Origin of the sequence: Stieleria bergensis, assembly GCA_007745635.1 — a bacterium.
Taxonomy (GTDB): Bacteria; Planctomycetota; Planctomycetia; order Pirellulales; family Pirellulaceae; genus Stieleria; species Stieleria bergensis.
On sequence record CP036272.1, the window covers coordinates 3226110 to 3250669 of the forward strand.

The 24560-nt window shown below is 55.5% G+C and carries 18 protein-coding genes; 11 read left to right on the forward strand and 7 right to left on the reverse strand.

Going from position 1 to position 24560, the window contains the following annotated elements:
• The first annotated feature begins 216 nt into the window (after window positions 1-216).
• A complete protein-coding gene (locus tag SV7mr_RS11110; protein WP_145271962.1) occupies window positions 217-1134 on the forward strand; it encodes a 5'-nucleotidase in 918 nt (305 codons plus the stop codon).
• Window positions 1135-1258: 124 nt separating this feature from the next.
• On the opposite strand, the gene SV7mr_RS11115 is transcribed toward SV7mr_RS11110, so the two are convergent.
• From SV7mr_RS11115 to SV7mr_RS11125, 3 genes are all read right to left on the reverse strand, one after another.
• Window positions 1259-2203 (reverse strand): IS110 family RNA-guided transposase, encoded by a 945-nt coding sequence (locus SV7mr_RS11115; RefSeq protein ID WP_145268727.1) that lies wholly within the window; start codon window positions 2201-2203, stop codon window positions 1259-1261.
• Between the two features lie 315 nt (window positions 2204-2518).
• Entirely contained in the window at window positions 2519-3484 is a 966-nt protein-coding gene (locus SV7mr_RS11120; protein WP_145271965.1) for an amidohydrolase family protein, read from the reverse strand.
• Between the two features lie 65 nt (window positions 3485-3549).
• On the reverse strand, window positions 3550-4839 hold the full coding sequence (locus SV7mr_RS11125) for an outer membrane protein assembly factor BamB family protein (RefSeq protein WP_419188396.1): 1290 nt from the start codon (window positions 4837-4839) through the stop codon (window positions 3550-3552).
• Window positions 4840-5355: 516 nt separating this feature from the next.
• Between SV7mr_RS11125 and SV7mr_RS11130 the strand changes: the two genes are divergently transcribed.
• Window positions 5356-6357, forward strand: a complete 1002-nt coding sequence (locus tag SV7mr_RS11130; protein ID WP_145271967.1) for a Gfo/Idh/MocA family protein — start codon at window positions 5356-5358, stop codon at window positions 6355-6357.
• Between the two features lie 147 nt (window positions 6358-6504).
• On the opposite strand, the gene SV7mr_RS11135 is transcribed toward SV7mr_RS11130, so the two are convergent.
• Window positions 6505-6939 carry a YkgJ family cysteine cluster protein gene (locus tag SV7mr_RS11135; protein WP_145271969.1) on the reverse strand — a complete coding sequence of 145 codons (435 nt, stop codon included), beginning with the start codon at window positions 6937-6939 and terminating at the stop codon, window positions 6505-6507.
• A 420-nt stretch (window positions 6940-7359) separates the two neighbouring features.
• Here SV7mr_RS11135 and SV7mr_RS11140 point away from each other — a divergent pair, with 420 nt between their 5' ends.
• From SV7mr_RS11140 to SV7mr_RS11160, 5 genes are all read left to right on the forward strand, one after another.
• Window positions 7360-8385 carry an RNase H family protein gene (locus SV7mr_RS11140; protein WP_419188397.1) on the forward strand — a complete coding sequence of 342 codons (1026 nt, stop codon included), beginning with the start codon at window positions 7360-7362 and terminating at the stop codon, window positions 8383-8385.
• Between the two features lie 78 nt (window positions 8386-8463).
• The gene (gene glgB, locus SV7mr_RS11145; RefSeq protein ID WP_145271971.1) at window positions 8464-10713 is read left to right on the forward strand and encodes a 1,4-alpha-glucan branching protein GlgB; all 2250 of its coding nucleotides are present in this window, start codon (window positions 8464-8466) and stop codon (window positions 10711-10713) included.
• A gap of 203 nt (window positions 10714-10916) precedes the next feature.
• Complete coding sequence (locus SV7mr_RS11150) at window positions 10917-11336, forward strand: bifunctional nuclease family protein (protein ID WP_145271973.1); 420 nt, start codon at window positions 10917-10919, stop codon at window positions 11334-11336.
• A gap of 3 nt (window positions 11337-11339) precedes the next feature.
• Window positions 11340-12239 (forward strand): pantoate--beta-alanine ligase, encoded by a 900-nt coding sequence (gene panC / locus SV7mr_RS11155; RefSeq protein WP_145271975.1) that lies wholly within the window; start codon window positions 11340-11342, stop codon window positions 12237-12239.
• A 98-nt stretch (window positions 12240-12337) separates the two neighbouring features.
• Window positions 12338-13306 carry a UDP-glucuronic acid decarboxylase family protein gene (locus SV7mr_RS11160; protein ID WP_145271977.1) on the forward strand — a complete coding sequence of 323 codons (969 nt, stop codon included), beginning with the start codon at window positions 12338-12340 and terminating at the stop codon, window positions 13304-13306.
• A 56-nt stretch (window positions 13307-13362) separates the two neighbouring features.
• Here SV7mr_RS11160 and rsmG read toward each other — a convergent pair whose 3' ends face one another.
• Entirely contained in the window at window positions 13363-14034 is a 672-nt protein-coding gene (rsmG, locus tag SV7mr_RS11165; RefSeq protein WP_145271979.1) for a 16S rRNA (guanine(527)-N(7))-methyltransferase RsmG, read from the reverse strand.
• Between the two features lie 469 nt (window positions 14035-14503).
• On the opposite strand from rsmG, the gene SV7mr_RS11170 reads away from it, so the two are divergent.
• Window positions 14504-15532, forward strand: coding sequence for a helix-turn-helix transcriptional regulator (locus tag SV7mr_RS11170; RefSeq protein ID WP_145271981.1), 1029 nt, complete (start codon window positions 14504-14506; stop codon window positions 15530-15532).
• Between the two features lie 224 nt (window positions 15533-15756).
• Here SV7mr_RS11170 and SV7mr_RS11175 read toward each other — a convergent pair whose 3' ends face one another.
• Window positions 15757-16056: a response regulator gene (locus SV7mr_RS11175; RefSeq protein WP_145271983.1), complete on the reverse strand. Its 300-nt coding sequence runs from the start codon at window positions 16054-16056 to the stop codon at window positions 15757-15759.
• Window positions 16057-16762: 706 nt separating this feature from the next.
• Between SV7mr_RS11175 and SV7mr_RS11180 the strand changes: the two genes are divergently transcribed.
• On the forward strand, window positions 16763-18505 hold the full coding sequence (locus SV7mr_RS11180) for a hypothetical protein (protein WP_145271985.1): 1743 nt from the start codon (window positions 16763-16765) through the stop codon (window positions 18503-18505).
• A gap of 153 nt (window positions 18506-18658) precedes the next feature.
• Here SV7mr_RS11180 and SV7mr_RS11185 read toward each other — a convergent pair whose 3' ends face one another.
• Window positions 18659-19684, reverse strand: a complete 1026-nt coding sequence (locus tag SV7mr_RS11185; protein WP_419188398.1) for a DUF1573 domain-containing protein — start codon at window positions 19682-19684, stop codon at window positions 18659-18661.
• A gap of 620 nt (window positions 19685-20304) precedes the next feature.
• On the opposite strand from SV7mr_RS11185, the gene SV7mr_RS11190 reads away from it, so the two are divergent.
• Window positions 20305-20952, forward strand: coding sequence for an ECF-type sigma factor (locus SV7mr_RS11190; RefSeq protein WP_145271989.1), 648 nt, complete (start codon window positions 20305-20307; stop codon window positions 20950-20952).
• Window positions 20953-21456: 504 nt separating this feature from the next.
• Entirely contained in the window at window positions 21457-24354 is a 2898-nt protein-coding gene (locus SV7mr_RS11195; protein ID WP_145271991.1) for a protein kinase domain-containing protein, read from the forward strand.
• Window positions 24355-24560 lie beyond the last annotated feature (206 nt).

A 24560-nucleotide genomic window follows, 5' to 3' on the forward strand; every position in this document is an offset into this window, starting at 1 on the left:
GTTGTCATCAACAGAACACGAGGGTGCCGTGCTTGCACCACTGCTTTCCGTGGCCGCAAATCCTTGATTGGTGGGTGCAAGCATGTCGCTCTATGCAACTGGAGAACACTCCGGTTGCCGATGGTTTTGGTTTTGTTGTAGCATGAGTGCAATCTGTTGATGACGTTCTCATCAACGACTCCAAGGTTTGCCCCATTCTCGTTGCGGTGTCGCCGTATGCCCGTTGATCTTTCAAACACCCTGGTGATTGGCGTTAGTTCGAGCGTTTTGTTTGACATGACGCAAGCGGATCAGGTGTTCCAAGAGCAAGGCCTTGACGCGTATCGCGCGTTTCAAATGGCACACGCCGATCAACCTCTGATGGCCGGCACCGGAATGCCACTGGTGAAGTCCGTGCTGAGGCTAAACGAGAAGGTTGGGCCCGATGAGACGCGGCCAGCGGAAATCCTGGTCGCCTCCCGCAATGATCCTTCGACCAGTGAGCGACTATTCAATTCGATCAAGCATCATGGTCTGCACGACATTCAGCGTTCGTTCTTGTCCGGCGGAGCTGACATAGCACCTTACTTAAGCGCTTTTCATGTGGACCTGTTTCTGTCCACATCGTTGCCTGATGTGCAGATGGCATTGGAAGCGGAGATTCCAGCGGCCCTTGTCTACAGCGCCCCGGAGAATGTCTCTGAGCACATTGATCAGATTCGCATTGCCTTCGATGGAGATGCCGTGTTGTTTTCAGATCATTCGGAAATGATCTATCAGCAGGATGGGCTGGAGAAGTTCATTGAACATGAGCAAACCAATGCAGAAGTCCCGCTCGCCGAAGGTCCCTTCTTTCGGCTGCTGCAAACGCTTTCGTTTCTGCAACATGATACAAGATTCGGGCAGACACCCGCGGTGCGGATTGCTTTAGTCACCGCTCGCAGCATGCCGGCGCACGAACGTGTGATCAAGACGTTGAATCGCTGGAACGTGCGGATCGATGAGGCGTTCTTTATGGGGGGCGTTTCCAAAAAACAGATTTTGGAAACCTTCCAGCCGCATTTGTTTTTCGACGATCAGGAGGCCCACTGTCAGCCCGCATCAAGCGTCGTCCCCACAGGCCGAGTTCCAGGCAAGGTGGATGCCGGGGAATAGCCGTTGTAGACGCGCGTGAGCGTCCGATGGGGTGTTGACTGAACGGGAGGGTTTTATTGATCGGAGAACCGTTGACCATTCGTTGACTGCACTCTCCCGCTTGCGGGAGCGGCTGTGTTAGATGTCAAGCGTTTTGTGGATTTTCCCATGCTGTATTTGTTTTGACCATTGTGTTGAGTGTGATGAGGATTTTGCGCATGCATGCGGTAATAACGACCTTTGGAGGCTTGCCTTGTTCGGCCAGTCTCTTGGAAAAGGCTGCGATCGCTGGGTTGTATCGGCGAGCACTCAGTGCGGCCATGTAGAGCGCCGATCGCACTGATCCACGGCCTCCAAAAATCGAACGCTTGCCTCGCATCTGCCCGCTGTCCCGGTTGAACGGTGCTAGTCCAACGAGCGAGGCGATTTCCTGTCGGTTCAGGTCGCCAAGCTCTGGTAACTCTGCAATGATCGTTGCTGATGTCACATCGCCGATACCAGGCATCGTCCCAAGTAATTCGGCGCGATGCTTCCAGTCATCATCAGACTGCACAAGCTTTTGGATCTCACGATCAATCATTTTGATGTCCTTGTTGATTGCATCGAGAACGCGCTGAATGCTCTTGCGAACCGCTCCGGACACGGCTTGTCCCTGTCGGTTCTTCTCGGCAGTTCTGGTGCCGATCAACTGTCTTCTTCGAGTCACAAGCTGATCCAATTCACCCTGCAATTGCTTGGTTTTGGCGACGGCTCGAGGCCTCGTCAATTTCCCAAACAGTGCGATGATGCGTGCGTCGATCTTGTCAGTCTTTGCCAATTTTCCAATCGCTTTGGCAAAGTCTCTCACTTGTCTCGGATTGACCACAGAGACAACATGGCCGGCTTCAACAAGTCGCACAGCGAGTGGACGTTCGTAGTTGCCAGTGGCCTCAATTACGATCAGGCAAGACTTCGCTTCTGGCAACAAATCCACTAGCTCATCAATTCCCTTTGGATCATTGGGAACGACTGTTGTCGTGGCTTGTTCATCAAACGCGAGATCAAGCTTGGCTTTTGAGACATCGATTCCGATAAAGTGTTGAAAACTCATCTTGGATGTATCCCTTCCTTGCAAATGCGAGCTCGAGAGCTTGTCTCGGCTCAGGCGGCTGTTCGGGCTATTTACCAAAGGCCGACGACGATCCAGCTCCCGCACAGTGTCTGCGTTGCAGCACTCGAGGGTCAACGATCTGCCGTCGGCCGCAGTTGCTTTAGCCTCTTCGCTACGCTCAGAGGCTAAAGCAACTGCATCTGTAGTGTCCAACGAAACGCCACTAGAATGTAACATACAAGGGTTTTGCTGCAAGAGTCGTGGCTAACGCCAAAACGGCTTTTGGGATGACCGAACCTTGGCTGATCGGTCCGATTACTTCAGCGGCAATCGATAGGCGGTGGCTGCGTTCTTCCAGTAGTAGTTCTCGCGGGCTTGCTGACCTTTGGGCGTGATGAACTGGTCAACCAAACGCACGAAGCTAGCGTAGTCATCGGTTCGTTTGGTGACCGGCCAATTGCTACCGTAAATCAGACGTCCGGAACCAAACTGGTCCCATAGCATTTCAAGGACGGGTTCAAAGTGTTTGATGTCTTGAGGTGCAGGTTGGGGGACCGAGCGCTGGTACAGTCCCGAGATCTTGCAGTAAACGTTCTTGTTCTTTGCTAAGCGTTTGACAGCGCGCATCCATTGCTTGCTGGCAGGCTTGCCGTCAAAATCGTAGCCTAGGCAGTGGTTGACCACGATCGTCAACTCGGGGACTTCGCGGGCGACGGTTTCAATCACCTTCAGTCCCTTGATGCCGCCGCTGTTGGTCAGGTAATCCATGGTCAGGTTTTGGCGAGCGAGTTCACGGAGATTCTCGATGACCGCTGGATCGGTGAAGCTGCCATCCTCTAAGACGCGTGGCCGAATGCCGACCAAGCGTTTGTCCTTGGCGATCGCTGCCAGAGTTTCACCGAAACTGTCTTGCGGCATGTCCACTCGCCCGACCAAGCCGACATAGAACGGGTCGTCTTTGACCAAATCCAGCATCCAATAATTCGCGCGCAGGGTCTCGTTTGCTTCCACAATCACGACGCCGGTCACGCCGCTCGCTTTGGCAATGGGGCCGTACTCCTTTGGCAGGTGGGGTTTGTAGAGCACTTTGTCATCCGTTGGCGGCCACGTCATCGGAATGTCGAGCGTTGGATCGTAAAAGTGAATGTGCGTGTCAATCATGTGTTTGACCGGAGCGATGCCAGCTTGGTTGGCTGGCGTTTCACTTGGATCGTCAGCATGCAAGGTGCCAGCAAAGAGGCCAAGGATCAGCGAGGCGAATGAGAGAGAACGCAATTTCATCAGAGGAACCTTCAGGGAGGAGCGAGACGGTGGGGATGGAATGGTATGGATTTCAGCGTTTGTGTTTACTTGCCGATGGCGATCAGGTATTCCTGACGCTGACGGCCGGTGGTCACGGCAGTCCGAACGTACAAGGTGTCACCAATCAAGATCGGAGTAGCGAAAATCGAGTTGCCGGTTTGAAATTCGTTGACGGGACGGAACCGAGCGGGGGTGGCTTCAAAGAGACTGATCATGCCGCGTTCGTTAGCGGCGACAACGTAGCGACCAGCAAGCAGTGGTGAAGCGCTAACTCCGCCTGGGAACAGACGCGTCTTCCAGAGCTCTTGCCCGTCCTTGATTTGCCAGCAGTAAGCGACGCCGGAATCGGCAACGCCAAAGACGTAATTTTTGATCGCCAGCAGAGACTGCTCATAGCACTTGACGCGATTGGACCAGACTTCGCTGGGGCGTCCGTCGGCTCGCACGCACCAGGTGCCTGAAATTGGATTGCCGCCGCTGATCATGACATAGCGGTCATCCCAAACGGGCGTCCCGCAAATTGCTTCAGTGGTGCTGGCGACCTGCCAGATCAGTTGCCCTGTCCTTGGGTCATAGCTCGAAAAGGTGTCAGCACCCGCGATTAGCAATTGACGCTGTCCAGCGATGGTGGCCACGATTGGCGAACTGAAGTTCAGGTTTTGGGGACGGGAGATTTTCCAAATCTGTTTGCCCGTTTCACGATCCAGTGCGTAGATCCCGCTGTCGCGGCCATCATATTCGGCGGCGATGATCACGAGGTCGTCTTCGATGATTGGGCTGGCACCGTAACCAAATTGAAAGAGCGATGGTTTGAACTGGCAAACCATTTTTTGCCATTCGACAGTCCCGTCGGCCGACAGCGCGGTCAGAGCGATGGAGTCATTGGTATGAAACGCGGCGAACAGACGCTTGCCATCGGAAGCCATCGACGGGGAAGCATGCGAGTTGTTGGGATGAATGCGTTCGGGCAAGGTTCCGCGGTGCAGTACAAATTCGTCACGCAGTTGCCCAGTCTGCGGGTCAATCGATAACACCGACTGAGTTTGTTTCTCGGCATCAGCCGTGGTTAGAAAAACGCCAAACCGAGTGAAGATCGGTGTGCTGTGGCCGCGTCCTGGCAACGGTGTTCTCCAGCGAATGTTTTCACCGGTTTCAAAATTCCATCGCAAGGGCAGCTTGGCGTCGGCTGGTGCATGGTTGTTGCTGTCAGGTCCACGCCACTGCGGCCAGGGGCCATCCTGCGGTCCTGCGGCGCTGACTCGATGGGGCTGCAGGGGCAACGATGCTGGCCAAGCTGCTGAAAAAAGCAGAATCATCAAAAGGGAACGCCACATGTTTCGCATTTGGTTTCGCTGGTCGGGCTAAAGGAATGAGCGGTCGGAGGCTGAACGCCGATAGAACGCGGGCTGAGGCAGTTGGCTGATGGAAAATGGATGGCCAGCGGACCGCCAGGGGTAACCCTAAAATAATCCAATCCTGTCGTCTATGCGTCCTTTGATTTCGAAGCCACCGCGGGAACACGAATTCGAACGAACTGACCGTCGATTGATCATACCGCCAACACTGAACGCCGGAGGTGGGAATTCCATTGCGGTGACCTGACTTTTCCACCGAGATCCTGGTTTCGCCGCGACGGCGCGGTTGACGCCCTCCGGTTTGCGACGGACTGTACGGTGCCGTCTGGTTGACACGGTGTCGCCTCGTTGACGCTGATGGTTTCTTAACAGCGTCCCTTCCTCTCACTGTGTGGCTGTGGTCACCGTTGGACTGTGGCTAGGCTTTGCTGGGTTCAAGGCCTACACTAGGGCCTGATTCAATCATTCACCCCAAGAAAGGCTTTGAGAGAGATCATGCGAGCGGGAATTGTCGGCGTCGGCTTTATGGGCTGGATTCACTATTTGGCGTACCAACGCAGTGAGCAGGCGGAACTGGTTGCCTTTTGCAGTCGTGATGCCGCCAAACGGGACGGCGATTGGACCAGCATTCAGGGGAACTTTGGCCCGCCCGGAGAAAAGATCGATGTCTCCGGTATGGCGGTGTATGAGACCCTGGATCAGATGCTGGAGGACCCCAACATCGACTGCATCGACATTTGCTTGCCGCCGCACCTGCATGCCGATGCGATCGAGAAAACGATTGCCGCTGGCAAGAAAGTGCTGTGTGAAAAGCCGTTGGCGCTCAATGCTGCCGATGCGTTGCGACTGGCTCAGATGGGAAGCCCTGGCGATGTGATGGTCGCTCATGTGTTGCCCTTTATGCCAGAGTTTCGGCTGCTGGTTGACGCCGTGAATGACAAGCGATTCGGCGAGCCGGTTGCAGGTCGATTCAAACGCGCGATTTCACCGCCTGATTGGATCCCCGATTTCTACAATCCGGAAACGGTCGGCGGCCCGCTGATTGACTTGCATGTTCACGATGCTCATCTGATTCGCGTGCTGTTCGGCATGCCCGAAGCGGTTCACTCCAGCAGTCTTCGCAAAGAGGGCGTGCCGCAACTCTTTGAGACACTGTTCGTTTATCCAGACGGCAAACCGGTTTCTGCCGGTGGTGGTGTGATCAATTCACCGGGACGCGGGTTCACCCACGGCTATGAGGTGTCGTTCGAACGAGCCACGATCCAGTTTGAGTTTGCTGCCTACGCCGATGGAACCACCGCCAACATCCCGTTGGTGATTTTGCATCAAGATGGAACGGTCGAGCATCCTGAACTGGGGGGTGGCGATGAGATCGACAGTTTTGTTCAGGAGATCAATGCGGCGGCGGAGTCAATTCGCACGGGCAAGGTTTCTCCGTTGTTGGACGGCCAGTTGGCTGCCGATGCGATCGAACTGTGCCAGCAGCAAGCTGAGTGAGCCTGACGTTCAAGTACCGCCAAACGGCGGATGGGTTGTTGACAAAATAGTAGGGTGCCGTCCTTGCACGCACCAAAACCCAGGGCAACGCCAACGGCAAGCAGCGACAACCAACCCCTTCCTGGCAAACGGGCGGGTGATGCTGAATCACACCGACTTTTCTGTTCGCTGCACTTCGATCTGCTCCAGCGTATACAGTTTTCCTTTGCCGGCGCCGGGGCAGACATCACAGGTTTCTTTCCAGGCTTTCTTAGACTCCAACGTCGAATCCCAGAATGGCCAGGTGCGGCATTGAATGGGCCGGCCTGCATAGACCATGCAGGTGCGTTTTTCGGGGTCCAGCAGGATGCAGTCGCCGTCGGAGTATTCCTTGAGGCTTTTCTGTGAGCCAACGTTGCGAATGAACTGATCTTCGAAGTCCGCGACTTCCATGTCCAGTTGATCGGCCATCAGTTGGATCTCATCTGGATCAACCCACACATAGCCAGGATCACCGCTGCAGCATTCGCCGCACTGTGTGCATTGGAAGCTCAACCCATCCTTGTACCAGGGTTGCTTATCGGTTGGTTGTTGTTTCGGCATGGGCTTGCAAGGTGGAGTGAGTTGATTTGCTCGCGAAGGGGGCGCATGATCAAAAGTGAAACAGAACAGATTGTACCGGCTGGATCTATCCTGACAGCGGGTGATAAGCGGCGTCAAGAAAAACTCTTGGTGAAGCTTTGGCGACGCGGCAAGATGTGACGAATCCACTCTTGCACGAGGAGACGGCCTGCCCCTCCCAACTTGCGGGCAAGTCTCACGTGCTTTCTTACCAAGGATGGACTGCTTTGATCATTTCGGCCCGGATGCCTAATTGCCAACCAACCACAGGCGCAGCTCAGTCAACTGACCCATTGACTGGCAACAAGTGCTTGGCATGGACCTGTCGCGACCACTCGCTGACAACCCGTGCCATTGGTGGTTTGCAAATGCCTTCCCAAGACGCATACGGAGTCGCGTGACGTGAAGCTATCGAGTCCCCTTGATCCCGTCGGCCCCGATTCAGAACCGCCACTTCGCGCGTTACAGAATCCGCCAATCGCTGTACCGACTTCTGGATTCCCCTCCCACCAGATCACTCCGGTCGCGACCGATTTCTTGTTGACGCTGCAGGCTCACTGCAGGCACCTCAATCGTGGGCAGTGGCGTTTTGCTCTTCACGGGGCCGACGGGCAGACTCTATTAGAAGCCAGTGATCACGATGTCGGCGATTTGAATCGCTTGACGTTGCTGGCCGCTGTGCGTGGTTTAGAAGCTTTAGAGGGGCCCAGTTCGGTCACCATCTACAGCCATAGTCGTTACTTCATTCGCTCGCTGGCCAAATCACTGCCACGCTGGCGCCGCACCGATTTCATGTGGGACCACTTTGGCCGACAAATCCAAGTGCAGCACGCAGATCTTTGGCAGCGCATCGCACACGCCGTCGACATCCATCAGGTGCAAGCGTGCTTGGTCAGTTCGGTGCTGGTGAGCGGTGGATTGAACGACACTGAGTCGCTGGCCAGTGCATCCGAATCGCAGATTGCTGCCTCGGCGCCACAGCGACAACATTTACCCGCCGAACAAAGACAACATCCCGCCCCTTCTGCCCCAGCAAGGCCAGACGCTGAACCGTTGGTGGACCAATTTGAAATTGCCCACTCTAACCCGCTAGATTTAACCGGTAGAAAGCCGATAAATGGTAGCGGTCGTGAGGCTCAGTGGCTTCGCGCGGATTACCCACAGCGCCACCCCCGGCGCCCCTTTCAGTCGGTAAACCCGCGTCAGCTTGGTCATTCCGAGAACACGGCCCACCATGGGACCGCAAGGCGGGCGGAGCAGGCAGTGCCGGCGGGTGAGGATTCGCTTTCTCACAGGCACTTGCCGATCCCAGAACCAAGCAATCGTTTTCGACGGCTGATCTCAAACGGAGATGACTCGGCACCGCCGGTGTTCGTGCGTCAGCGTCGTCGTCAACGACTGACCTTTGATGATTTCCACCAAGCGTGATCACGCGCGTGCGGAGAAATCCCTCAGGCAAACACTTGATTGATTGTTTCCTGCCCCAGAAACCCAAGCCTTCGAGACATGCAAAGCGAAATCGGACTAAGCACATTAGGACAGCTTGTTGACGGACATCTTGAGAATCCGTGGGAAATTTTAGGTTCCCATCCGGTACAGTATCGAGGGAAGCAAGCCACTGCCGTGCGCAGTTTCCTGCCCCAGGCGCGGGCGGCATGGGTGATTGATCAAGCCACGGGAAAGCGGCGTCCGATGCGCAAACTGCATCCGGCGGGTTTTTTTGAAGCGATCTGCGAAGAGGCGGTGGACTGGAAGCCATCAAAACGAGAAGATGGAGCGGGGACAAGCAGCAAACAATATCGAATTGAAATGGCGGATAAATCAGGCGACACAGTCGAAATCAACGAGCCCTACGGCACTCCTTCGCTCCTGAGCGATTTTGATCGCTATTTGTTTGGCGAAGGAAAACTCTATGCTCTGCATGACTTCTTGGGCGCGCAGCTACGGACCGTGGACGGTGTGTCGGGCGTGAACTTTGCGGTCTGGGCGCCCAATGCTCGCATCGTGCAAGTCGTTGGAGACTTCAATGGATGGGACGGCCGGGCTCATGTGGCCCGGTTGGACATGTCCGTTGGCGTGTGGGAGTTGTTCATCCCGCAAGCTAAAGCCGGCGACAAGTACAAGTTTCGCATTCTAGATGAATCTGGACAGTGGGTCGATAAAACGGATCCCGTTGGCTTTGCTGCCGAGCTTCCACCGCTGACTGCGTCGGTTGTGACCGATCTGGGACAGTACCAGTGGACGGACTCCGAGTGGTTGCAGAAGCGTGCCGATAGCGATCCGATGCGTGCGCCGATGAACGTGTATGAATGTCACCTGGGCAGCTGGCAGAAAGCTCCCGGTGGACCGCACGGCTGGATGAACTATCGGGATCTCGCCCATCGCTTGGTGGATTACTGTAACCGCATGAACTTCACCCATGTTGAATTAATGCCTGTCAGCGAGCATCCATTCACTGGATCCTGGGGTTATCAAATCGTCGGTTACTTCGCGCCCACCAGTCGACATGGAAGTCCCGAAGACTTCATGTACTTTGTCGACTATTTGCATCGCAACCAGATTGGTGTGATCGTGGATTGGGTTCCGGCCCACTTCCCGAAAGACCAGCACGGGTTGCGACGCTTTGACGGTTCGGCGTTGTATGAGCACGCTGATCCACGTCAGGGTGAGCATCCTGATTGGGGCACCATGATCTTTAATTTCGGCCGCAACGAGGTGCGAAACTTCTTGATCGCCAACGCCTTGTTCTGGATGGAGAAGTACCACATCGATGGGTTACGCGTCGATGCCGTTGCCTCCATGCTGTACTTGGATTACAGCCGCGAAGACGGCCAATGGGTTCCCAATGAGTACGGTGGGCGTGAGAACCTGGAGGCCATTGAATTCTTGCGTGAGTTCAATGTCGCGGTGCATGAGAACCATGCCGGTGCGATCACCGTTGCCGAAGAGTCCACCGCGTGGCCGGGCGTTAGCCGTCCCGTTTATGACGGCGGGCTAGGCTTTACCTGCAAGTGGAACATGGGCTGGATGAATGACACGCTGCGATACATGCATCGCGATCCAATTCATCGCTGCCACCACCAGAACGATCTCACGTTTAGCCTGATCTACGCCTTCACAGAAAACTTCTGCCTGCCGCTTTCACATGATGAAGTGGTCCACGGCAAGGGATCGCTGCTCAGTCAGATGCCGGGCGACCTGTGGCAAAAGTTTGCCAACCTGCGTTTGCTGTATGCGTACATGTGGACCCATCCGGGCAAGAAGCTGCTGTTCATGGGCGGCGAATTGGCTCAATGGAGTGAATGGAACCACGATGATGGCCCCGATTGGCTGTTGCTGGATTTTGAAACCCATCGCGGCATCCAAGACTTGGTGGCTGACCTGAACCGTGTCGTGATTGAAAACCCCGCCCTGCATCAGCTGGATTTTGAAGGCGAGGGTTTTGAATGGGTCGACAACATGAATTGGCAGGACAGCACGCTGATTTACCTGCGTAAAGGTCTTGAGGGAACAGCGCCGATTCTGGTCTGCTGTAACTTCACTCCCATCGTTCGAAAGGGCTACCAAGTCGGCGTGCCCGAAGCGGGTTACTGGCATGAAATCTTCAACAGTGACAGCGATCGCTACGGTGGCAGCAATGTCGGCAACTATCCCGGTCTGCACACCACGGGGATTGAGCATCACGGACGACCGGACAGTCTGAGCGTCGATTTGCCGCCTTTGGGCGTGACGATTTTCCGATTGGAAAAGCAGTAACCGAAGTGTGGCGTTGAACGCCTCGTTTCTTCGAAGTTCATGGCCGAAGGACACTTCGTGCCGAGGAATGTGGCCAGCGGCACGGGCCAGGGCTTGAACGCTCCTGACCACGCCTGCCGCAATGGGCTACAATGCATGGTGGACAGGATCGCTGCCGTCGCAGTGTCCACCGAAGTCAATCAGCAACCGACCGTGACTTGGCCATGCCCGTACAGATGCAACTTGCTCGGATCATTATTTCCGAGCTTACTGAAAGTCAGATCATCTTTCTTCGTGAAGTCGAAGGCGATCGCGAATTCCCAATCGTGATTGGAATCTTTGAAGCCACCAGCATCGACAAGCGTGTCAAGCAAGCTAGCTTTCAGCCGCCGCGTCCGTTGACGCATGATTTGATCGTCAACACCGCGGAAGCATTGGGGGCATCGGTCGACAGCATCTTGATCAATGAATTGGATCAGCAAACCTACTATGCTCAACTGCGTTTAAAGACCGCAAGCGGCGAGCTGATTGAGATCGATTCACGTCCTAGTGATGCCATCGCGGTCGCGGTGACCTTCGATCCGCCGCTGCCGATCTATGTTAGCGAGACCGTATTGGAAGAAGCCATTTCTGGAATGCCGTAAGCGATGGAATTGTTTCATACGCCTGAGCAGGCGTTGCAGTGGGCCGACGCGAATCGTGATCGGACGGTCGGTTTAGTGCCCACCATGGGCGCCCTGCATGAAGGTCACTTGTCCTTGGTGCGCCAAGCCAAACGCGATTGTCGGCTCTGCTGTGCGACGATCTTTGTCAATCCAACGCAGTTTGCCGAAGGCGAGGACCTCGGTAAATATCCTCGGACCTTGGATGCAGACCTAGCTGGTTTAGCTGACGCCGGTTGCGATGCGGTGTTCCTGCCAACTGCGGAACAGATCTATCCGCCGGGCTTTAGTACCTATGTTCAACCGCCCCAGGTGGCGAGCGGTTGGGAGAGCAGTTCCCGTCCCACGCACTTTCGAGGTGTCGCGACGGTGGTCTTAAAACTGTTTCATTTGGTGCCGACATCGCACGCCTTTTTCGGACAAAAAGACTATCAGCAGCTCTGCGTCATTCGGGCCATGTCGCGTGATCTAAACCTGCCGGTGCAAGTGGTCGGGTGCCCGATCATTCGAGAATCCGATGGGCTGGCGATGAGTAGCCGCAACCGTTACCTTGACAGCGATCAACGACTGCGAGCACGTTTGTTGTCGCTGGCGCTCGCGCAAGCCGATCAGGCGATCGAAAACGGCGTGCATGACGTCCAAGCGTTGCAGCAGTTGATGACGCAAACCCTGTCTGCTGGCACAGTGGTTGACGCGGGTGGCGCGACCGCTACCGTCCCGGGCATACCCGTTGGCGGAGTTGACTCGATTGACTACGCAGTGCTGTTGGATGCGGATACACTACAACCGATCGAACATTTGCAGCAGCCATTTGTTGGGCTGATTGCCGCGCGCTTTGGTAGCACACGGTTGTTAGATAACCGCGTTTGGCAACCCGTCCAGTAACCATCTCGGCGGCATTGACGCTGTCAGCGGTGGAACGATCTCATGAACCGTCATGGTGATCGATGATTAGCAAACTCCCTTAACCGAATCCGTTACTTATGCTTAAGCGAATCCTGGTCACTGGTGGCGCTGGCTTTTTAGGATCCCATCTCTGTGACGTCCTGGTCAATCAGGGTCACGATGTGATTTGTCTGGACAACTTTTTTACCAGCCAAAAGAACAACGTGACGCATCTGTTGGGGCGGACCAACTTTGAGTTGATTCGGCATGATGTGACCCTGCCGATCTTTTTGGAGGTCGATCAGATCTACAACCTGGCCTGTCCAGCAGCACCGGGCCACTATCAATACAATCCCATCAAAACCATGAAGACCAGCGTGATGGGCGCGATCAACATGCTGGGGCTCGCCAAACGCTGTCACGCTCGCATTCTGCAGGCCAGCACCAGTGAAGTGTATGGAGATCCAGAGGTTCACCCACAGGTTGAGTCCTATCGCGGCAGTGTCAACCCGATCGGACCACGTGCCTGTTACGACGAAGGCAAGCGTGCTGCGGAAACTCTGTTTGTCGATTATCAGCGATCCAATAATGTCGACGTGCGGATCGTGCGAATCTTCAATACGTACGGGCCACGCATGCACCCGTTCGACGGGCGAGTTGTTTCAAACTTCATTCGCCAAGCGCTGGCCGGTGAGGACATTACGATCTTTGGCGATGGATCACAGACCCGGTCGTTCTGTTACCGCGACGACTTGGTGGCCGCGATCATCGGCATGATGGAGCAGGATGGTTTTCATGGGCCAGTGAATATCGGCAACCCCGGCGAGTTCACGATCGCGGAGTTGGCAGAAAAGGTTATCCAGATCAGTGGCTCGTCCAGTAAGCTTGTCTATCAGCCCTTGCCAGCAGACGATCCGACGCGTCGTCAACCCGATATTTCATTGGCGATCAAGCATTTAGATTGGACGCCAAAGATTGATTTGGAGTCCGGCCTGAAACAAACCATCGACTGGTTCAAGACCATTAAAGTCGAAGACTATCGGCCGCCAACACCGAATTTCGCCTAGCGGCCGATCTGTCGGCGACATCGTTTCCGCTTCATGCGATAGCTCGCGTTTTGTGGCTAGCTATTTTGCATGGTCAGTTGGCGACCTCTGGGCCAGATTTGCAAGATGGCTCCTTCGGCTTCTTCGCTGTCCTGACTCAGTGGATACGAGGCGATTCGCCGCAGTTGCAACTCGGCCAGCAAGCCTTTGTGCCTGGCATCGCTTCGTTCTTCAATCCATTTTGGACCTTTGATCAGCAACATGCGATCCACGTTGATCCAGTGAGGTTCCACCCAAGTGCAAAGCTTGGCAATGCTGCCTACCGCGCGGCTGACGACCGTGCTAAAGCGATAGTCTTCCAGCAAGTCTTCTCCGCGCGCCGCAAACACGGGGACCGGCAGTTGCAGTTCGTTCACCATCTCGCCCAAGACGTTGGCGCGTTTGTTGACTGATTCGGCAAGCGAGACTTCAATATCGGGTCTCAAGATCGACAGCGGAATTCCCGGCACTCCGTTACCACTTCCTAGATCCAAGACTTCTTCGCCTGGATCCAGCAGCGGAGCCAGTTGCAAGCAATCACGCAGATCTCGCGAAACAAAACGCTCCCACGTGGTATGCCGAGTCAAGTTCAAGCTTTCATTCCAAGTCCACATGGTTTGCGCGAATTCCTGCAGCTTCAGGGCTGTGTCTTCGGCAAGTTCAATCTGTTGGTTTTCTAACGCTGAAACAAAGTCGGGTTCAAGTGACATACTGTTTTGTCAAATCGGGTGAGTTTGCGGCCTCGCCGACAAGACATCGAAAGACGGCATTCTAAGCGGGCGAGATCAGCGGCAAATATGAAGCATTGGCAGCCATTTGGGAACAGTGAAACCAGCATTTTCCCGCTCGTGACGGCCAATGGCGATCAATCATGAGCGTTTGGTCAGGAAACCGTAGCTTTCCACACTGCCTCTGGCCAGCGACCCGGTGGCCCACGCACACCGCTGCAGGCAGTCGCCAGCGCGGTTTCACCCACTGTGGTAGTTGACGCTCGCCGCAGCCCTGGCACAATGAACCGCCTGTATCATTCACGGGATCCGACGAAGACGCTCCGAGCGACGACAAATTGGGGTCCCATGCAGCCGCTCCATGCGCCAACCGACGATGCCTTGTTCCATGGTTTCCGGGGGGAGTCCGAGCACGGCTCGCGTCGCAGACTTTACCTCGCGTTTGTAACTCATGGCCCGTAACGAACAACTGATTCGGCAACACAAGTTGCTGCAGCTCTTGGAGCTTTCCCGATTTGGACGCACCCTGGAAGAGTTGCGTGACGATCTGGTCGCTGATCTGGGGCTGACCAAACTGCACGAGCGGACGGTTCGGCGTGACGTCGAAGCACTGCAGGCCGCTGGCTTCGATATCCAGAACGAAAACGTTCAACGCGGACGGGTCTTCAAACTGGGGCAAAATACCACCGATGTCCATGAAATCGGCATCTCTGCCACCGAGCTGATCGCTCTTTCCATCGGCCGCGATCTGCTGTTTCCTCTAATGGGGACGCAGTATTGGCGAGGGATTGAGTCGTTCTGGAACAAAGTCCAGGAGGCCGTTCCCAACGGGGTCTTTGATCACTACGCCCGCTATCGTGCCGCGCTACACGTTTTTGGATCGCCCACCAAAACGTATGAAAAACAAGAAGGCATGCTCAAAACGATCAACCGAGCCATCCTGGAGCATCGGTTGGTGGAAATTGAATACCAGTCCATTGGCAAACCCATTTCAACACGAAAGATCGAACCGTATGGACTGGCGGTGTACCAAAGCAGTATCTATGTCGTCGCAGCCGAGTCGGGAACGGAGTCTACCGGTCAGCGACTGCGCAACTGGAAACTCGATCGCTTCCACAAAGCTTTGATCCTGGATGAATACTTTCGTCCCGACGAAGACATCGACCTGTCAAAGTATCTAGGCAGCAGCATCGGTATCTTCTCGGGTGAGGCGTCGGCACAGGTCAAGATTCGCTTGTCGCCTCGTAGTGCAGCCTATGTGCGCGAGGATCCTTGGCACCCCGATCAAGGCTTGGAACAAGAAACCGAAGACTCCTTTCTATTGACGGTGCCCGCTTCGCATCCAAGAGAGATTCTGCCGAAGGTGCTGTCCCTCGGAGCAGACGCGGAAGTGTTGGGGCCAGAGGAGTTTCGAAGCACGGTAGCTGAAGCCGTCTCCAAGATGGCGGAACGTTACCCCAACGTTCCGCCATCGCCGTAACCAAATGCTGCAGGCGGTTGCCCAATGAGTGCCTGTCGTCAATCGGTTCGGTATGGAGCCGGCTTCAACTGCCTGTGCAAACGATCAGTGCCCACCGATCGAATGCCTACGGTTCACCCATTGGAATGATGGGCCTTCGTCAAGAGGCCGCTGCTCTGGATGGTGGTTCACAGCATGCCCGTTCTGTCCGGTGATGCTTCCCTGACTTGGTCGGATGCACTTCGTTAGTAAGATGAGTTCACTGGGGTGTAGGTCGCGCGAAGAGCTGCTTGCTCTAGAGCCACCTGTTCCAGCACCGAATCAACACGCTCCATCAGGTCACGAGTTTTGGGATTGCTCGGGCCTGGGATGGCCACAGATTGATCGTCGTCTTGGAGGGATGCTTGAAATTCTGCCAAGCAATGCGGGCACGCGACTTGGCGTCCCAGTTGCTGAGCTTGCAAGCGAATCCGCCTACCACAGGTTGGGCAAGACCGCGAGAAGCGAATGGCTCCTGGGCCGCCGAGATGAGAATGAAAAGACATGTTCTGCTCCTGTTAAAAATGCCCCGATCCACGCTATTCCGTTGCAGAGGCGTCTTTCTACCCCTTGGGGATTGTTCATACAAGTGTTTTATTTGAAAATAAGAGAAAGTCAGAGGGTCGCGAATGCTCTTAAGGTAGCGATACGGGCGTTTTAAGTCGCATTAGTGACTTTATTCCCCACCTTTTGCGATGCTTAGGTAGTTCTTCGGTCGCTTGGTTGCCCTTCAAGTGGCCAACGTTGATAGCTCGGTGTCGCCGAGATTAGGTTGAATAGGTTATTTGGGGCGTCGTCTTGGAAGCTTGTTTTGCTAGCAAATCACGGGCGTTATGCCAGCTCTGGGAGCCTGGGAGTATCGAAAACGGCAGCATCCGCACCCGCGAATGCGGTCCCAGTTCTCAGCAACTCCCTGGCTTAGATTGCAGACCGGTTGACGCTCCCCGGTGGCAATAGGACTCCATGAGCCCGAGAAACGTTCGCGCAGCCCCATCCGGGATGGTGGCTGTCGTTGCCGGGGAACGCGCGGGGACTCAGCCCCAGCGCGGGCAGCGATGCCTTGACGGGAAGCTGACAAATTGCGGCAGTTTTGTCTCTGGTTCCCCGATGAATCGCCTTGGTTGCGGCGTCGAGGCATGGTCGTGGCCTTGGGGAGAGTTACACTGCAGTCAGTTTCTGTTTAAACCTTTTTTCTGCGTCCAAGTGATCCCAATGTTGCTGACAAGCTGCCGTGTTCTGGTCCGTGTGTGCGTTCTGCTAGCGCTTACTTCTCTGTCGGCAGCGGCCGGAACGAAAACGTGGGATGGACGCCATGACACGTCGACGATCGATGTGAAAGTCGTGTACTTTGTTCCCCAGGATCGCAATGCGTTGCAAGACTGGCGGGATCGACTGGATTACTATGCGGAGCGTCTGGAGCGATTTCACCGACGGGAGTTCCAAGGTCAAAGCAAGTTAAACATCCAAGTTCATCCTGAGCCGTTTGTTTCCAACGCCACCACGCAAGAGCTGCGACGCGGCGATGCCAATCGAATCTTCTTTCAAACGCTGAGCGAAGTCGACCAGCGGCTCAAGTTCGCACGAGGCGACCAGCAGGCCGGCTTTCCCATCTTGTTGGTGTTGAGTGAAATCAATCACCGTCCGTTGGACGATTTTTATCGGCTAATCCACATAGACGGCACGTTTCGGTTTGAAGGTGTTGATCGCAACGGACTGCACTTTCCGGGGTCGTCACGTGGCGGCGCACGGGCCACCTACATGGCTGATCGCGGTAAAGGTTGGGGGCTGGTCAGTGCTGATGGGTGGCGCGTGCCGTATTTGGGGTCAGAGTGCGTGGTCTACCATGAGGGACTGGGGCACACCGTTGGATTGCCTCACCCGGAGCCAGGCAATGGGTCCGTGATGAGCCAAGGCCAGTATCGAGGTGGCTTGAATCTCTCTTGGCTCGATAAAGACCAGAAGCAGCGAATGGGATGGAAGCCCAGTAAAGGGGACGCAGTAAGTGCCGACCCAGCCTTTGAGATTCGTGCCCTGCCCTTTCCGCAACGACCCCGGCCTGGACAAATGGTTGGCTTGAAGCTTGATGTGCCCGAGAAGGTCCAGGTTCAAGGTGTTCGCGTGCGTTATCAGACCGCGATTGACGGTCCTTGGATCGATGCCTTGACTGTCAATGAGCCGCAACTCACGAAGGTTGCCGACAAGTCATCACGCACCATCAACGTCAAGGTTGCGGCCTTCGAGCGTCCGACGCCGGTCAGCTATCGCGTGGACATTCAGACCGACAAGGGAGAGACTGAAATCTGGGGCTATCTACAAGTTCGCGATGCCAGCAACACGGCCCCGCGGCCTGGCCAGTTGAAGTCCGATTTGTATGAAGATCAAGTCACGACCGTCTGGCAGGCAGATTCGCCTCCGCCGGCAACACGAATTGATCTGCTGGAGGGGTTGGACATCAAGAAGCAGTTCCAGCGTGGCGAGTGGGAAATGAAGGACGGCATCTTGCGGTCCAATAAGGCATTCGGAGTGCGGTTGGAAATCCCTGCCAAGTTGCCCGAGAGCTACCAGATCACGGCACTCGTTAAGCCGCTGGATGCGGCAAACGGTTTTCTGCTGGGGCTGAATCGTTCAGGTCATCGATTTGCGAGCCTGGTGAATTATCGTGCCGGTGATCGCACGTTGTCGGCCCTGGAAAACATTGACGGACAGAATGTCGGCAACGAGACCACTTATCAAGGCAACTTGTTGCGCAAAGATCAGCTTTCCCAAGTGGTGGTAAAAGTCAGTCCCGAAGGCGTTCGCGTGAGCGTTGATGGACGCCAGATCATCCGTTGGGAAGGCAAGCCAGAGCAGATGAGCCTGGGGGATTACTGGTCGACGCCCGACGCCAGTGCAGTCTTTATCGGGGCCTACGATTGCCGGTATCAAATCCATCGTCTGACGCTAGAAGCCAACTAGTCGGCCGCTGTTGCCGACAGGCTTTGTCAGTGATGAGAGAGCCTGCCTGAGCTGGCTTTACTGAGCTGGCTTTACTGAGCTGGCTTTACTGAGCTGGCGCCGTGATTTCTTGTCACGGCGCGAGCGTTCGATGGCGTTGTCAAACGCAAACGCCTATTCGTCGGCAGCGAACGTGGTCAGCACCGTGGCGTACCCCGATTGGCTTTGATTGTCATCGGTTTGCACGTTCACGGTGATTTGCTTGCGTGGTTGTGGCGCGATGGCTTTGAACTGTGCGTTGACGATGTGCACGTTCTTTGGGTCCTCAGTGGGTTCGAAGCTGATCTCCCAGCCTTCGCACTGAATGTCTTGCAGCTGGAATGACTGTTTGCCTTTGAGCACCAGACGTTTGCTGATGACGTCGCCGACTTTGATATCGGCAATCGAGATGTTTCGCGGTGCGATTTGAATCGGAGGGGCAACCGATCCCGAGACACGTAGCGGGACGCGGGGTTGCCGCGTATCGTTGGTCACCAGCGTCAATTGGTTTAGAAAATCACCTTCCGGAGCGTGCTCTAGAATGTTCACGATGATGTCATAGTGGATCTGACCGCCACCTCGTTTGCTAAGTTTGACTTCTGGTTGAAGCCAATCGACGTTGCTTTCGATGTTGCGAATCTGCCAATCGCTACGTCCGGCGTACAGCACCTTGGTCTGAGAGGACTTGGTGTCACCCTGATCGACGGTTCCGAAATGAACTTCTCCGGGATGGAAGACCATGTCGCTGCGAATGTAGCCGTCAACGCGAAGACGCACTTCGGTATAGGTGGGCCGATCGATCACGACGGTTAACGTGGCACCTTTTTTGCCTCGGAAGGTGTCGGTATTGAAACGAGCGAGAATGGACCCGGTTTCGCCAGGTTGAATCCATGGGGTCTCGATGATCGGAGTGGTGCAACCACACGAGCGTCGTACCTTCGAGAGATGGATGGGCTGGTCGAGCGGATTAAAAATTTCGAATCGGAACTCGGTCTTGGATGCGACGCCGACGGTACCAAAGTTGTGTGTCTTGACAGCAAACGCTTCGTTGACCCAGTTGTTTGCTGCGTTGGCAGGCGAAGCAAGAAGAGTTGCTAGTCCAAGGCCGAAGAACAGGACAAGTGCTCTGTGCGAACGGAAGTTAGAAATTGGGAAGCCCACAAGAATGCCCTCTAAAGATGTTGATTCTATGATTACTCGCCTCCTTGCACGCCTCTGTCCGAGCCGACCCTCAGCCCTCTTGGTCGACCTAGCAGTTCAGCTTCTGCCGGTCGTTTTGTTGCATATCTGCATCCAGAGGCACGCGGTAGCCCGAAGTATCCCGAACAGTAGACGCGCGGTTTCACCCGTTCTAACGCGCCATGAAAAACACCCGTTGAAATGGATCGGAATCTTCGGACATCGCCATCTCAACCCCGTAAGTCCATAAAGGCGGCACAGATGAGCAAACAGGAGGTTCATGAGAAGCCCTTCATTGTCCGGCGGGGGTTATCGCCAATACAGCAAACTTGGAATGCCCCGCCAGAGGCATAGGTGAACGGCGTCCACGTGATCGCCGGACGCCTGTTTATCGGTCTGGCACCAATAGCCGTCAGCGGCTAAGTGTCCGCGTTGCGTTTTTGAGATCATAGGTTGGTTTTTGGGCGGGCCATCGCTAACTGCTGGGCTACAGACGTGCGTGCCCAAAAAACACAAGAATGCCAGCGTCCCCTGATGTAGAACTGGGGAACTCGTTATCATGGTCCCTGGCTGGCCTTCCGGGACTTTCTAACCTGAGCGTGATGAGCAAACCGTCAGACAACCTATCGGATGCAGAAAAATTCTCGCTGGCGCTCCAACGTGTTCGCGAGGGTGACCAGGACGCCATTGCCGAGCTTTGGGAAGGCTATTTTCAGCGTCTGGTTCGGCTGGCCGCCAAGCGTTTGCCCGCAAATCTACGGCGAACCGGAGACGAAGAAGATCTGGCGCTGTCTGCCTTTAACAGTTTCATTGCGGGCGTCCGACGAGATCAGTTTGCCGACCTCAGTGGCCCCGACAATCTCTGGGGCCTGCTGATCACTCTGACCGGACGGAAAGTCAATGCGCACCTGCGTCACCAAACCAGGCTCAAACGCGGTGGTGGGTCGGTTCGCGGCGAATCGGTCTTTCTGGATCCCCAGGAAATGGGCAAATCGCCGGGAATCGGGGGTGTGGCGGGCGACCATGTCACGGCAGACCTGACAGCGGAGCTAGAAGAAGCGTGTAACAATCTGCTGGATCAGCTGCCCGATGACCAGCTTAAAGAGATTGCTGTGATGCGGATGGATGGCTACTTGGTCAACGAGATCGCCGAGACTCTGGGGCTCAGCAAACGAGCCACCGAACGACGCTTGCAATTAATTCGCACGATCTGGAGCGAAGCGGCCGAGGTCACGGACTCCGACGACTGATCAGCAACGCCTGCTGGTCGTTGCGCGGGTCCTCGGAGAGTCCGTTTGTCTAAGATTGTGCTGCCGGAAGCCATTTGCTGGTACTCCGGTTTGTCCACCGCGCGGGGAAGCCATACAATGTCCGCAACCGCACGAAATGTGTGTCCGGGAAGCTGTTTGAGCAGGATGACGGATCGCCCCACAATCTGGACATCTCTTAACCGGGGTCGTTCGATAAGTTGGTGACGGATCTGTGCCAACCGGATCCGTGGCGCGCCAGCAACCTCGGCAGTGGCTGAATCAATCGGGCGCGCAGGGTGAGGGGATTAAAATCCGTTCTCTCGGCGACCGAACGCGCAGCCAAACAAGCCAAGTTGTTCAGAAGTGTTTCTGGAACAATTTGATGGAGTTAAACTTGGCTGTCTGGTGGCGAGTCCACAGACAAAGTGAAAGGATAAGGCACATCAATTTGGGTCAGCCAAGTGACGCATACATCGCGAGCCTCCACAGCGAGCATTGGATAGGATGAAAATCGAAGAATTGTCCGCAGGCCTCTTAGCGCAGGTCGATCAGGCCTGTTTGCGATACGAGCAAGCTTGGCGTTCGGGGATGCCCTGCAGTGTCGATCAGGTGGTGGCTGATTTTTCGTCACAGCTCGGTGATGACAGTCGTCCGGAGTTGGTCGACGTGCTGCGCGGCGAACTGGAAGCGATCGGCCAAGAGCTTCGTGATGAGGCGGACGATTCGGCAACGTATCGCAAGCCCTTTGAACCGACGCCGATGCCGGGAACGACGGTCGCAGGCCAGCGTGGTTTTGCAGGCCAGAGTGGTTTTGCGGCTCCATCGGTCTCCGGGTCGATCAATGAAACCGTTGCCATCGACTTGGCTGACGGCGCCACACCGCGTTCCTCGGGAAGCTCCTCAGGAAATGCCGGCGCATCAACGCCCGCGAGTCACTCCAGCGGCGGTCACTCCAGCGGAGTGGACGCCGATTCGTCTCTTCGTGTGTCGCTGGTTGGCAAGTCCATCGGTCCTTACGCGGTGTCTAAAGTCATCGCCAAAGGCGGCATGGGCGTGGTCTATCAGGCCCAGGACATGCGTTTGCAACGCCCGGTTGCAATCAAGACGATGGGCTTTGAAGATATGGTGCCCGAGTCCAAGCGGCGGCGGCAACTTGTTGAGCGGTTTGAACGGGAAGCCAAAGCGGTGGCAGCGCTCTCGCACCCGAACATTGTTGAACTGTTTGACGTCGGGGTGATCAATGACACGCCGTATGTTGTGATGGAGTACCTTAGTGGACGCACGCTGAACGACTTGATCGAAACGGGGCCATTGCCTATCGAACAGACCGCTTGGATTGGGTTTCAGGTCGCTGACGCGCTCCGTGCAGCTCATGACTTTGGAGTGATTCACCGAGATCTCAAACCGCACAATGTGATGGTGTCCGATGATCCGTCGGGCAGCAGCCCGGTGACTTCACGTGTCAAGCTGATCGACTTTGGCCTGTCCCGCTTTGATTCCAACACGCTCATCGGCGGCAGCGACAGTGACACGCGTGAGGGAGTGATCTTGGGAACGCCCGGGTACATGGCTCCCGAGCAGGCACGCGGCCAGGGCACCACGAGCGCATCAGACATGTTTGCCTTTGGATGCTTGCTGTATGAGTTGTTTTACGGTGAACGCGCCATTCCCGGTGAGACAGCCGCCGATCGATTGGCGCTGACACTGCAACGCAAGCCACAGCGCAAACGCATGCGGTGCTTCACCTCAGAGACCGTTTGTGGATTGATTGAAAACTGCCTCAGTGACGACGCGTCTCAGCGGCCGACGGCGCTTGAGGCCGCACAGCGTTTGCGTGCGCTGCAGAAGAATGCTGAAAACGGTGAGACCTGTGAAAAGAAAGCCTTTGCTCGCCGCCACTTCTTGACCACCGCCACCGGTGGTCTGCTGGCCGCCTTCTTTGCCGCACAAGGCATTAGCGGGGCCAGCAAGGATCTGCCGGAGATCAGATCATTGGCCGTGCTGCCCTTTGATGATGGCACATCCGGCCAAAATGACGGGTCGGGTATGCCTCTGGCTGGTCGGAAGATGAGCAAAGGAGAAATCCTTTCGTCGGCATTGGAATCCGAATTATCACGCTTGGATTCATTGCGCGTGATCCCGTTCCGCCCGATGCCGGTTCAGTCCTACGTCAAGTCGGCTGCCAAAGACGTCCAAGTCGATGCGCTCTTAACGGGGCGTTTAAGCAGCGAGAATCGCGGCCAAGCGAAATTCTGGGTGCTCGATTGGAAACTCCTCAGTGGCAAGGACGGCAGCATCTTAGCCGGCGACCGCTTTGTGACCCCGGCAACGAATGACAACGAAGAAAATCAAGTCTTGCTGCAGAGCGGGCTAGCGGTTGAAGTTGCCAATCGGATTGGCATGGCGCTTGAACCATCAAAAGACTCCAAAGATCCGCCGCACAAAATGGCTTATGAGTGCATGATGAAGGGGCGTGCCCAGGCGGATCCCGACAGCACGACCGGATTGATTTCGGCGCGGATGTGTTTTCAGCACGCGCATCTGACCGACGAACGTGTCAGTGAGCCATTGGTGGGTTTGGCGCTGGCATCGCTGTATTTGGCTGCCCGTACCGATGGTCAAGACTGCAACCAGTATCGCAAGGAAGCGAGTGATGCGATTGTTGCATTGGATCGCTTGGGCGCCGATTCTCCGACGTCCGATTTGGTGCGGGCGATGGCGAAGTGGCAGCTGACGGAGAATCTCTCTGATGCCGATGATCTGTTCTTGTCGATTGCGTCTCAGTTCGAATTCGATTGGCGATACCATCACCAGTACGGATTGTTCTGCACCGCATTGGGCCGTGGCAGTGATGCGAACCGCATGTTGTCGTTGGCAGCCGCTCAAAGTCCCATGTCGTTGCTGATCAAAATGGATCGCTGTCGGGCAGACTGGATCTTCGGTGACAGGGACCAGGCCATTCAAGGTGCGATGCGGTACCGTGATACAACCAGCAAAGATTATCCGATCCACTACATCACTTCGGGTTTGTTGGTTGATATTTACGAACAGGACGGCGACTACGATCGAGCCGCAAACGAGCTGGGATTTCAGTTGGTTGCCGGGACTGCGGAGGAGTATTTCAAGAAACGCGAAGCGACGTTGAAAGAGGTGCCTTACGGTTTGTTTGGTCCAGAAGCGAACCGAGCGATTTGGCAAGCCAGACAAGAGAGCTTCGCGCCGGGGGCATTGATCAGCCAGTTTCGAGACATCCGGTCCACCTCGATGCCGTTGCTTTTCTCCAGCCACCCCGCCTTTGAAGGATTGAGACACCTGGACGCTGCCAGATCATTGCTGATCAATCTGCGTTACCGATTCAAAGGTCTGGTACGCACGCCGTATGGACGGCCGCCAATGTCGTAGGCCCCGTCGCCAAGCGACCACGGTTCGATCATCCCATCAGCCGTTTTGGCGTTCGCCACGCCTTGTCAGCAACACCCTGCCGCTTGCAGGAGCGGCTGTGTTAGATGTCAAGCGTTTTGTGGATTTTCCCATGCTGTATTTGTTTTGACCATTGTGTTGAGTGTGATGAGGATTTTGCGCATGCATGCGGTAATAACGACCTTTGG